This window comes from Yersinia sp. 2542 StPb PI (assembly GCF_048593855.1).
GTDB classification, from domain to species: domain Bacteria; phylum Pseudomonadota; class Gammaproteobacteria; order Enterobacterales; family Enterobacteriaceae; genus Yersinia; species Yersinia enterocolitica_E.
Window position 1 is genome coordinate 71,866 of sequence record NZ_JAZGQA010000001.1, and the last position, 9,637, is coordinate 81,502.

Consider the following 9,637-nt stretch of genomic DNA (forward strand, 5'->3'; position numbering starts at 1 on the left):
TGATCCAGTGCTCTCTCATAAGTGGTAGAGCACCAGAGTAAGGAATATAGTCGTGTCTAAAGAAAAATTTGAACGTAACAAACCCCATGTAAACGTCGGTACTATCGGCCACGTTGACCATGGTAAAACTACCCTGACTGCAGCAATCACTACCGTACTGGCTAAAACCTACGGCGGTAGCGCTCGTGCTTTCGATCAGATCGATAACGCACCAGAAGAAAAAGCTCGTGGTATCACCATCAACACTTCTCACGTTGAATATGACACCCCGACTCGTCACTATGCGCACGTTGACTGCCCAGGACACGCCGACTACGTTAAAAACATGATCACCGGTGCTGCTCAGATGGACGGCGCGATCTTGGTTGTTGCTGCAACTGACGGTCCTATGCCACAGACTCGTGAACACATCCTGTTGGGTCGCCAGGTTGGCGTTCCATACATGATCGTATTCATGAACAAATGTGACATGGTTGACGACGAAGAGCTGCTGGAATTGGTAGAAATGGAAGTTCGTGAACTTCTTTCTGCTTACGATTTCCCAGGCGACGACATTCCAGTAATCAAGGGCTCAGCTCTGAAAGCACTGGAAGGCGTTCCTGAGTGGGAAGCAAAAATTATCGAACTGGCTGAAGCATTGGATACTTATATTCCACTGCCAGAACGTGCTATCGATAAGCCATTCTTGCTGCCAATCGAAGACGTATTCTCTATCTCAGGCCGTGGTACTGTTGTAACTGGTCGTGTAGAGCGCGGTATCGTTAAAGTTGGTGAAGAAGTAGAGATCGTTGGTATCAAAGATACTGTTAAATCTACTTGTACTGGCGTTGAAATGTTCCGCAAACTGCTGGACGAAGGCCGTGCTGGTGAGAACGTTGGTGTTCTTCTGCGTGGTATCAAACGTGAAGATATCGAACGTGGTCAGGTTCTGGCTAAACCAGGTTCTATCAAACCACACACTACCTTTGATTCAGAAGTTTATATTCTGAGCAAAGACGAAGGCGGCCGTCATACTCCGTTCTTCAAAGGCTACCGTCCTCAGTTCTACTTCCGTACAACTGACGTAACCGGTACCATCGAACTGCCAGAAGGCGTTGAAATGGTAATGCCTGGTGATAACGTGAACATGGTTGTTACCTTGATTCACCCAATTGCAATGGACGACGGTCTGCGTTTCGCAATCCGTGAAGGCGGCCGTACTGTAGGCGCTGGTGTTGTTGCTAAAGTTATCGCTTAATTGCTTTACTGATTAATTATTTTATTGATCAAGTAACCAAGGGTGCTTCGGCACCCTTTTTTATTGATAAAGTGAATAATCTTAATTGAAATAACACGCATTCTTATTTACACTTGAGAGATTGGTTAAGAAGTGAGTCTCTCTATGTATGTTTGTCTGTGTAATGCGGTATCTGACAAAGTTATCCGCAAAGCTGTACGTCAGCACCATCCACATACCATTAAACAACTGCGTCAATTGGTACCCATTGGTACAGACTGCGGTAAGTGCATCCGACAGGCCAGAGAGATACTGATCGAGGAACGCGCGAATATTCCAGAAATGAATGATGTTGCCTAATAGTTAGCAGGGAGAAGTATTCCCCACACTTTGCCATCTGGTACTACACTTTGTGTACTGGAAGCGGAGGGTATACTTATGAAAGGCGATAAAAAGATAATTGCACATCTCAATACACTACTCGGCAACGAGCTAGTTGCCATCAATCAATATTTTCTCCATGCCCGAATGTTTAAAAACTGGGGGCTGATGCGCCTTAATGATAAGGAGTATCACGAATCCATAGACGAAATGAAGCATGCCGATAAATACATCGAACGTATTTTATTCCTCGAAGGTATTCCTAACTTACAGGACTTGGGTAAGCTGAATATTGGCGAGGATGTTGAGGAAATACTGAAATCAGATTTAGCTCTCGAGCTCGCCGGGGCGAAGGATCTGCGTGAAGGTATTGCTTATGCTGATTCTATCCATGACTATGTTAGTCGCGATTTATTGAAAGAAATTCTTGCTGATGAAGAGGGCCATATTGACTGGCTCGAAACAGAACTGAGTCTGATTGAGCGTTTAGGTATACAAAACTACTCTCAGGCACAGTTGGCGAAAGACTAAATACTTGCAAGATAGCTTGTTTATTAACCATAAGATTACGCAGTCAAAAAGAGTGAGAATCCTTCTTGGACTCACTCTTTTTTTCATTCCTGCCGCACAAATTAACCTTATATCCCCTTAATTAAATTATCTGGCAAGTTTTTGCATAGATTTCCAACACTGGCTTGCTTCCTGCTGGTATTTACGTATAATGCGCGGGCCTACCTAATCTTGGTAGGCCAGATTGAAACTAATCTGTCAGTCATAGCCTAGTGCTGTTACTGAACAATACTCCCGATATGGGGGTTATATGTTGAACGATTACACTCCCCCATCAATCGAAATGGGTGCGAGGAGTAATCATTTACGTTTATAAATAATTGGAGCTCTGGTCTCATGCAGAACCAAAGAATCCGTATCCGCCTGAAAGCGTTTGATCATCGTTTGATCGATCAATCAACTGCGGAAATCGTCGAGACTGCCAAGCGCACTGGTGCGCAGGTTCGCGGTCCGATCCCGCTGCCAACTCGCAAAGAGCGCTTTACCGTTCTGATCTCTCCGCACGTCAATAAAGATGCGCGCGATCAGTACGAGATTCGCACTCACAAGCGTCTGGTTGACATCGTTGAGCCAACCGAGAAAACCGTTGATGCTCTGATGCGTCTGGATCTGGCTGCTGGTGTAGACGTGCAGATCAGCCTGGGTTAATCAGGTCATTGAGCGATTGAGAGGTTGAAACAATGATTGGTTTAGTCGGTAAGAAAGTGGGTATGACGCGTATCTTCACTGAAGATGGCGTTTCAATCCCAGTAACTGTTATCGAAATTGAAGCGAACCGCGTAACTCAGGTCAAAAGCCTGGAGAACGACGGATACCGTGCTGTGCAAGTAACTACCGGTGCTAAAAAAGCTAACCGCGTTACTAAACCAGAAGCGGGTCATTTCGCTAAAGCTGGCGTAGAAGCTGGCCGTGGTCTGTGGGAATTCCGCCTTCCAGAAGGTCAAGAATTCACTGCTGGCCAAGAAATTAGCGTCGAAATCTTTGCAGACGTTAAGAAAGTCGACGTTACAGGTACGTCTAAAGGTAAAGGTTTTGCCGGTACTGTTAAGCGCTGGAACTTCCGTACCCAAGATGCTACCCATGGTAACTCCTTGTCTCACCGCGTTCCGGGTTCTATCGGTCAGAACCAGACTCCGGGCAAAGTGTTTAAAGGCAAGAAAATGGCAGGCCATATGGGTGATGAACGTGTAACTGTTCAAAGCCTGGATGTAGTACGTGTTGACGCTGAGCGCAACCTACTGCTGGTCAAGGGCGCTGTACCGGGAGCAACCGGTGGCAACCTGATCGTAAAACCGGCTGTCAAGGCGTAACGTCGAGGAGATAGGAATGGAATTGGTAATGAAAGACGCGCAAGGCGCGCTGACTGTTTCCGAAACTACCTTCGGGCGTGATTTCAATGAAGCGCTTGTACATCAGGTTGTTGTTGCTTACGCAGCAGGTGCCCGTCAAGGTACTCGTGCTCAGAAGACCCGTGCTGAAGTAACAGGTTCCGGTAAGAAACCGTGGCGCCAGAAAGGCACCGGCCGTGCGCGTGCAGGTTCTGTAAAGAGCCCAATCTGGCGTTCAGGTGGTGTGACCTTTGCTGCGAAGCCTCAGGATCACAGTCAGAAAGTAAATAAAAAGATGTACCGCGGCGCGCTGAAAAGCATTCTGTCCGAATTGGTACGTCAAGATCGTCTGATCATTGTCGAAAAGTTCTCTGTTGAAGCACCTAAAACTAAGTTGCTGGCGCAGAAACTGAAAGATATGGCTCTGGAAGATGTGCTGATCGTAACGGGTGAACTGGACGAGAACTTGTTCTTGGCAGCTCGCAACCTGTACAAGGTTGACGTTCGCGATGTAGCCGGTATCGACCCAGTTAGCCTGATCGCCTTCGATAAAGTGGTTATGACTGCTGATGCTGTGAAGCAAGTTGAGGAGATGCTGGCATGATTCGTGAAGAACGTCTGCTGAAAGTACTGCGCGCGCCGCATGTATCTGAAAAAGCGTCCGCTGCGATGGAAAAGAATAACACCATCGTTCTCAAAGTTGCCAAAGACGCGACCAAAGCAGAAATTAAAGCTGCAGTGCAGAAACTGTTTGAAGTCGAAGTCGAAGACGTTAACACCTTGCTGGTTAAAGGCAAGAGTAAGCGTCACGGTCAGCGTGTTGGTCGTCGTAGCGACTGGAAAAAAGCTTACGTCACCCTGAAAGAAGGCCAGAATCTGGACTTCATCGGCGGCGCAGAGTAAGTCGGAGGAGTAAAACAATGGCAATTGTTAAATGTAAACCTACATCTCCGGGTCGTCGCCACGTTGTTAAGGTGGTTAACCAGGAGTTGCATAAGGGTAAGCCTTATGCCCCGTTGCTTGAGAAATTAAGCAAAAGCGGTGGCCGTAACAACAATGGCCGTATCACTACCCGTCATATCGGTGGTGGCCACAAGCAACATTATCGTCTGGTTGACTTCAAACGCAACAAAGATGGTATCCCTGCAGTGGTTGAGCGTCTGGAGTACGATCCGAACCGTTCCGCGAATATCGCGCTGGTTCTGTACAAAGACGGCGAACGCCGTTATATCCTGGCGCCAAAAGGCCTGAAAGCTGGTGACCAGATTCAATCTGGCGTTGATGCGGCAATTAAAGCAGGTAACACCCTGCCTATGCGTAACATCCCAGTTGGTTCAACGGTTCATAACGTAGAAATGAAACCAGGTAAAGGCGGCCAATTGGCTCGTTCTGCTGGTGCATACGTTCAGATCGTTGCTCGTGACGGTTCCTACGTTACTCTGCGTCTGCGCTCCGGCGAAATGCGCAAGGTTCAAGCTGATTGCCGCGCCACCTTAGGTGAAGTCGGTAACGCTGAACACATGCTGCGTGTGCTGGGTAAAGCAGGTGCTAGTCGTTGGCGTGGTATTCGTCCTACCGTTCGCGGTACGGCGATGAACCCGGTAGATCACCCACACGGTGGTGGTGAAGGTCGTAACTTTGGTAAGCACCCGGTAACTCCGTGGGGCGTTCAAACCAAAGGTAAGAAGACCCGTAGCAACAAGCGTACTGATAAGTTCATCGTACGTCGCCGTAGTAAAAAATAATTAGAGGATAAGCCATGCCACGTTCTCTCAAGAAAGGTCCCTTCATTGACCTGCACTTGCTGAAGAAGGTAGAGAAAGCGGTGGAAAGCGGAGACAAGAAGCCAATTCGGACTTGGTCCCGTCGTTCAACGGTCTTTCCAAATATGATCGGTTTGACCATCGCTGTCCATAATGGTCGTCAGCACGTTCCCGTTTTTGTAGCCGATGAAATGGTCGGTCACAAACTGGGTGAATTCGCGCCGACCCGTACTTATCGCGGCCATGCGGCCGATAAAAAGGCTAAAAAGCGCTAAGGTAGGAGGAAGAGATGGAAACTATCGCTAAACATCGCCACGCTCGTTCTTCTGCTCAGAAGGTTCGCTTGGTAGCGGACCTGATTCGCGGTAAGAAAGTGTCGCAAGCTCTGGAAACTCTGGCCTATACCAACAAGAAAGCTGCTGGTTTGGTTAAGAAGGTACTAGAGTCTGCCATTGCTAACGCAGAACACAACGATGGCGCTGACATCGATGATCTGAAAGTCACGAAGATCTTCGTAGACGAAGGCCCTAGCATGAAGCGCATTATGCCGCGTGCAAAAGGTCGTGCAGATCGCATCCTGAAGCGCACCAGCCACATTACTGTGGTTGTGTCCGATCGCTGAGACTCTGGAGACTAGCAATGGGTCAGAAAGTACATCCTAATGGTATTCGACTAGGTATTGTCAAAGCTTGGAACTCTACCTGGTACGCAAATACCAAAGAATTCGCTGACAACCTGGACAGCGACTTTAAAGTTCGCCAATTCCTGACTAAGGAGTTAGCGAAAGCTTCCGTTTCTCGCATCGTTATCGAGCGTCCAGCGAAGAGCATCCGTGTGACTATTCACACCGCTCGTCCTGGCATCGTTATCGGCAAGAAAGGTGAAGATGTCGAAAAACTGCGTAAGGTCGTAGCGGATATCGCTGGCGTTCCTGCACAGATTAACATCGCCGAAGTCCGTAAACCGGAACTGGACGCAAAATTGGTTGCTGACAGCATCACTTCACAGCTGGAACGTCGCGTTATGTTCCGTCGTGCTATGAAGCGTGCTGTACAGAACGCAATGCGTCTTGGCGCTAAAGGTATCAAAGTTGAAGTAAGCGGCCGCCTTGGCGGTGCTGAAATCGCGCGTACCGAATGGTACCGTGAAGGTCGTGTTCCGTTGCATACACTGCGTGCGGATATCGATTACAACACATCTGAAGCGCACACCACTTATGGTGTAATCGGCGTTAAGGTATGGATCTTCAAAGGTGAGATCTTGGGTGGTATGGCTGCTGTTGAACAACCGGAACCGGCTGCTCAACCTAAAAAGCAGCAGCGTAAAGGCCGCAAGTAAGGAGAATCGCTGATGTTACAACCAAAGCGTACAAAATTCCGTAAGATGCACAAAGGCCGTAACCGTGGCCTTGCGCAAGGTACGGATGTTAGCTTCGGTGAGTTCGGCCTGAAAGCTTGTGGCCGTTGCCGCCTGACGGCTCGTCAAATCGAAGCAGCCCGTCGTGCGATGACACGTGCAATTAAGCGTCAAGGTAAGGTCTGGATCCGTGTTTTCCCGGACAAGCCGATCACCGAGAAGCCGCTCGAAGTGCGTATGGGTAAAGGTAAGGGTAACGTAGAGTATTGGGTTGCCCTGATCCAGCCAGGAAAAATGTTGTTTGAAATGGCTGGTGTACCGGAAGAAACTGCTCGCGAAGCATTTAAGCTCGCAGCAGCGAAACTGCCTGTAGGAACCACCTTTGTAACTAAGACGGTGATGTGATGAAAGCACAAGAGCTGCGTGAAAAAAGCGTTGAAGAGCTGAACACTGAGCTGCTCAACCTGCTGCGTGAGCAATTCAATTTGCGCATGCAGGCGGCTAGTGGCCAGCTGCAACAAACTCACCTGTCGAAACAAGTGCGCCGTAATATCGCACGTGTTAAGACTTTACTGACTGAGAAGGCGGGTGCGTAATGACTGAGCAAATCCGTACTCTGCAAGGTCGCGTAGTTAGTGACAAAATGGAGAAATCCATGGTTGTTGCTATCGAACGTGTGGTGAAACACCCTATTTACGGGAAATTCATCCGTCGTACGACGAAATTGCATGTACATGACGAGAACAATGAATGTGGAATCGGTGACGTGGTAGAAATCCGCGAATGCCGTCCACTGTCAAAGACTAAGTCTTGGACGCTTGTTCGCGTTGTAGAGAAAGCGATTCTGTAATAGAGTAGCCAACTCGAACATAATAAACGGCTCAGAAAGTGGGCCGTTTATTTTTTCTACCCATAATTTGGAAGCGGTGTTATAATGCTGCGCCCTCATTAATGGGGCTTTTAAACGACCTATTCTGGGTCCTAAAGTAGTAGTTGACATTAGCGGAGCACTAACATGATCCAAGAACAGACTATGCTGAACGTGGCCGACAACTCCGGTGCACGTCGCGTAATGTGTATCAAGGTTCTAGGTGGCTCGCACCGTCGCTACGCAGGCATCGGCGACATCATCAAGATCACCATCAAGGAAGCAATTCCTCGTGGCAAGGTGAAGAAAGGCGATGTTCTGAAGGCGGTAGTGGTGCGCACCAAGAAGGGTGTACGTCGCCCGGACGGTTCTGTCATTCGCTTCGATGGTAACGCTTGTGTTATTTTAAATAATAACAGCGAGCAGCCAATCGGCACGCGTATTTTTGGGCCGGTAACTCGTGAACTGCGTAATGAGAAGTTCATGAAAATTATCTCTCTGGCACCAGAAGTACTCTAAGGAGCGAACCATGGCAGCGAAAATCCGTCGTGATGACGAAGTTATCGTGCTAACCGGGAAAGACAAAGGTAAGCGCGGTAAAGTAAAGAATGTCCTGTCTGCTGGTAAGGTCATTGTTGAAGGTATCAACCTGGTTAAAAAACATCAGAAGCCGGTTCCGGCCCTGAACCAACCAGGTGGCATTGTTGAAAAAGAAGCTGCAATTCAAGTTTCCAACCTTGCGCTGTTCAACACGACAACCGGTAAGGCTGACCGTGTAGGCTTTAGATTCGAAGACGGCAAAAAAGTCCGTTTCTTTAAATCTAATAGCGAAACTATCAAGTAATTTGGAGTAATACGATGGCGAAACTGCATGATTACTACAAAGACGAGGTGGTCAAACAACTGATGTCTCAGTTTGGCTACAACTCTGTCATGCAAGTCCCTCGGGTCGAGAAGATCACCCTGAACATGGGTGTTGGTGAAGCGATCGCTGACAAGAAACTGCTGGACAATGCAGCAGCTGACTTGGCAGCAATCTCCGGTCAAAAGCCGTTTATCACCAAAGCACGCAAATCTGTTGCAGGCTTCAAAATCCGTCAGGGCTATCCGATCGGCTGTAAAGTAACCCTGCGTGGCGAACGCATGTGGGAATTCTTTGAGCGTCTGATTACCATTGCTGTACCTCGTATCCGTGACTTCCGTGGCTTGTCCGCTAAGTCATTCGATGGTCGTGGTAACTACAGCATGGGTGTGCGCGAGCAGATCATCTTCCCGGAAATCGACTACGATAAAGTCGATCGTGTACGTGGTTTGGATATTACCATTACCACTACTGCGAAATCCGATGATGAAGGCCGTGCATTGTTGGCTGCTTTTAAATTCCCATTCCGCAAGTAAGGTAGGGTTACTGATGGCTAAGCAATCAATGAAAGCACGCGAAGTTGTTCGCGTGAAACTAGCTAACAAATACCGCGCTCAACGCGAGGAATTAAAAGCTATTATCTCTGGTGTGAACTCATCCGACGAAGACCGTTGGAATGCTGTTCTGAAGCTGCAGTCTCTGCCGCGTGATTCCAGCCCGTCCCGTCAGCGTAACCGCTGCAACCAAACTGGTCGTCCGCATGGTTTCCTGCGGAAGTTCGGGTTGAGCCGTATTAAAGTCCGTGAAACCGCAATGCGCGGTGAAATCCCGGGCCTTAAGAAGGCTAGCTGGTAATTGTCACCAATTGAATCACGGGAGTAAAGACAGATGAGCATGCAAGATCCGATCGCGGATATGCTGACCCGTATCCGTAACGGTCAATCCGCAAACAAAGTCGCGGTCACCATGCCTTCCTCCAAGCTGAAAGTGGCAATTGCCAACGTTCTGAAGGAAGAAGGTTTTATTGAAGATTTTAAAATCGAAGGCGACACCAAGCCTGTTCTGGAATTAGCTCTTAAGTATTTCCAGGGTAAGGCAGTGGTAGAAAGCATTCAACGTATCAGCCGTCCAGGTCTGCGCATCTATAAGAAAAAAGATGAGCTGCCAAAAGTTATGGCCGGTTTGGGTATCGCTGTTATTTCTACCTCTAAAGGTGTTATGACCGATCGTGCAGCTCGCCAAGCTGGTCTTGGTGGCGAGATTATCTGCTACGTAGCTTAATTCGGGAGGAAA

The 9,637-nt window shown here is 48.3% G+C and carries 19 protein-coding genes; all 19 read left to right on the top strand.

The window, feature by feature from the left end; translation table 11 throughout:
* The first annotated feature begins 52 nt into the window (after positions 1 to 52).
* The 19 genes from tuf (at position 53) to rpsH (ending at position 9,625) form a co-directional block, all read left to right on the top strand.
* Positions 53 to 1,237, top strand: a complete 1,185-nt coding sequence (gene tuf, locus V1952_RS00340; RefSeq protein WP_005186230.1) for an elongation factor Tu — start codon at positions 53 to 55, stop codon at positions 1,235 to 1,237.
* Positions 1,238 to 1,381: 144 nt separating this feature from the next.
* Positions 1,382 to 1,576, top strand: a complete 195-nt coding sequence (gene bfd, locus V1952_RS00345; RefSeq protein WP_005186233.1) for a bacterioferritin-associated ferredoxin — start codon at positions 1,382 to 1,384, stop codon at positions 1,574 to 1,576.
* Between the two features lie 78 nt (positions 1,577 to 1,654).
* Positions 1,655 to 2,128 carry a bacterioferritin gene (gene bfr, locus V1952_RS00350; RefSeq protein ID WP_083161169.1) on the top strand — a complete coding sequence of 158 codons (474 nt, stop codon included), beginning with the start codon at positions 1,655 to 1,657 and terminating at the stop codon, positions 2,126 to 2,128.
* Positions 2,129 to 2,503: 375 nt separating this feature from the next.
* Positions 2,504 to 2,815, top strand: coding sequence for a 30S ribosomal protein S10 (gene rpsJ, locus V1952_RS00355; RefSeq protein WP_001181005.1), 312 nt, complete (start codon positions 2,504 to 2,506; stop codon positions 2,813 to 2,815).
* A gap of 32 nt (positions 2,816 to 2,847) precedes the next feature.
* Positions 2,848 to 3,477 carry a 50S ribosomal protein L3 gene (rplC, locus tag V1952_RS00360; protein WP_002218932.1) on the top strand — a complete coding sequence of 210 codons (630 nt, stop codon included), beginning with the start codon at positions 2,848 to 2,850 and terminating at the stop codon, positions 3,475 to 3,477.
* Between the two features lie 16 nt (positions 3,478 to 3,493).
* A complete protein-coding gene (rplD, locus tag V1952_RS00365) occupies positions 3,494 to 4,099 on the top strand; it encodes a 50S ribosomal protein L4 (protein WP_004702326.1) in 606 nt (201 codons plus the stop codon).
* On the top strand, positions 4,096 to 4,398 hold the full coding sequence (gene rplW, locus V1952_RS00370) for a 50S ribosomal protein L23 (protein WP_005159841.1): 303 nt from the start codon (positions 4,096 to 4,098) through the stop codon (positions 4,396 to 4,398). The genes rplD and rplW overlap by 4 nt, the downstream gene beginning before the upstream one ends.
* Before the next feature lie 17 nt (positions 4,399 to 4,415).
* A complete protein-coding gene (gene rplB, locus V1952_RS00375) occupies positions 4,416 to 5,240 on the top strand; it encodes a 50S ribosomal protein L2 (protein ID WP_005186240.1) in 825 nt (274 codons plus the stop codon).
* Between the two features lie 14 nt (positions 5,241 to 5,254).
* Complete coding sequence (rpsS, locus tag V1952_RS00380; protein ID WP_032818077.1) at positions 5,255 to 5,533, top strand: 30S ribosomal protein S19; 279 nt, start codon at positions 5,255 to 5,257, stop codon at positions 5,531 to 5,533.
* A gap of 14 nt (positions 5,534 to 5,547) precedes the next feature.
* Entirely contained in the window at positions 5,548 to 5,880 is a 333-nt protein-coding gene (rplV, locus tag V1952_RS00385) for a 50S ribosomal protein L22 (protein ID WP_004391423.1), read from the top strand.
* Positions 5,881 to 5,897: 17 nt separating this feature from the next.
* On the top strand, positions 5,898 to 6,596 hold the full coding sequence (rpsC, locus tag V1952_RS00390; RefSeq protein WP_002221644.1) for a 30S ribosomal protein S3: 699 nt from the start codon (positions 5,898 to 5,900) through the stop codon (positions 6,594 to 6,596).
* 12 nt (positions 6,597 to 6,608) lie between these two features.
* On the top strand, positions 6,609 to 7,019 hold the full coding sequence (gene rplP, locus V1952_RS00395) for a 50S ribosomal protein L16 (RefSeq protein ID WP_038242806.1): 411 nt from the start codon (positions 6,609 to 6,611) through the stop codon (positions 7,017 to 7,019).
* Positions 7,019 to 7,210: a 50S ribosomal protein L29 gene (gene rpmC / locus V1952_RS00400; RefSeq protein WP_005159843.1), complete on the top strand. Its 192-nt coding sequence runs from the start codon at positions 7,019 to 7,021 to the stop codon at positions 7,208 to 7,210. Before rplP ends, rpmC begins: the two co-directional genes overlap by 1 nt.
* Positions 7,210 to 7,464 (top strand): 30S ribosomal protein S17, encoded by a 255-nt coding sequence (rpsQ, locus tag V1952_RS00405; protein WP_032820219.1) that lies wholly within the window; start codon positions 7,210 to 7,212, stop codon positions 7,462 to 7,464. Before rpmC ends, rpsQ begins: the two co-directional genes overlap by 1 nt.
* Positions 7,465 to 7,629: 165 nt before the next feature.
* Positions 7,630 to 8,001 (top strand): 50S ribosomal protein L14, encoded by a 372-nt coding sequence (gene rplN, locus V1952_RS00410; RefSeq protein WP_002213325.1) that lies wholly within the window; start codon positions 7,630 to 7,632, stop codon positions 7,999 to 8,001.
* Positions 8,002 to 8,011: 10 nt separating this feature from the next.
* Complete coding sequence (gene rplX, locus V1952_RS00415; protein ID WP_049612315.1) at positions 8,012 to 8,326, top strand: 50S ribosomal protein L24; 315 nt, start codon at positions 8,012 to 8,014, stop codon at positions 8,324 to 8,326.
* Between the two features lie 14 nt (positions 8,327 to 8,340).
* Positions 8,341 to 8,880, top strand: coding sequence for a 50S ribosomal protein L5 (rplE, locus tag V1952_RS00420; protein ID WP_004391419.1), 540 nt, complete (start codon positions 8,341 to 8,343; stop codon positions 8,878 to 8,880).
* A 13-nt stretch (positions 8,881 to 8,893) separates the two neighbouring features.
* Positions 8,894 to 9,199 (top strand): 30S ribosomal protein S14, encoded by a 306-nt coding sequence (gene rpsN / locus V1952_RS00425; protein ID WP_004391418.1) that lies wholly within the window; start codon positions 8,894 to 8,896, stop codon positions 9,197 to 9,199.
* Positions 9,200 to 9,232: 33 nt separating this feature from the next.
* Complete coding sequence (rpsH, locus tag V1952_RS00430; protein WP_032820216.1) at positions 9,233 to 9,625, top strand: 30S ribosomal protein S8; 393 nt, start codon at positions 9,233 to 9,235, stop codon at positions 9,623 to 9,625.
* The last annotated feature ends 12 nt before the right edge of the window (positions 9,626 to 9,637 follow it).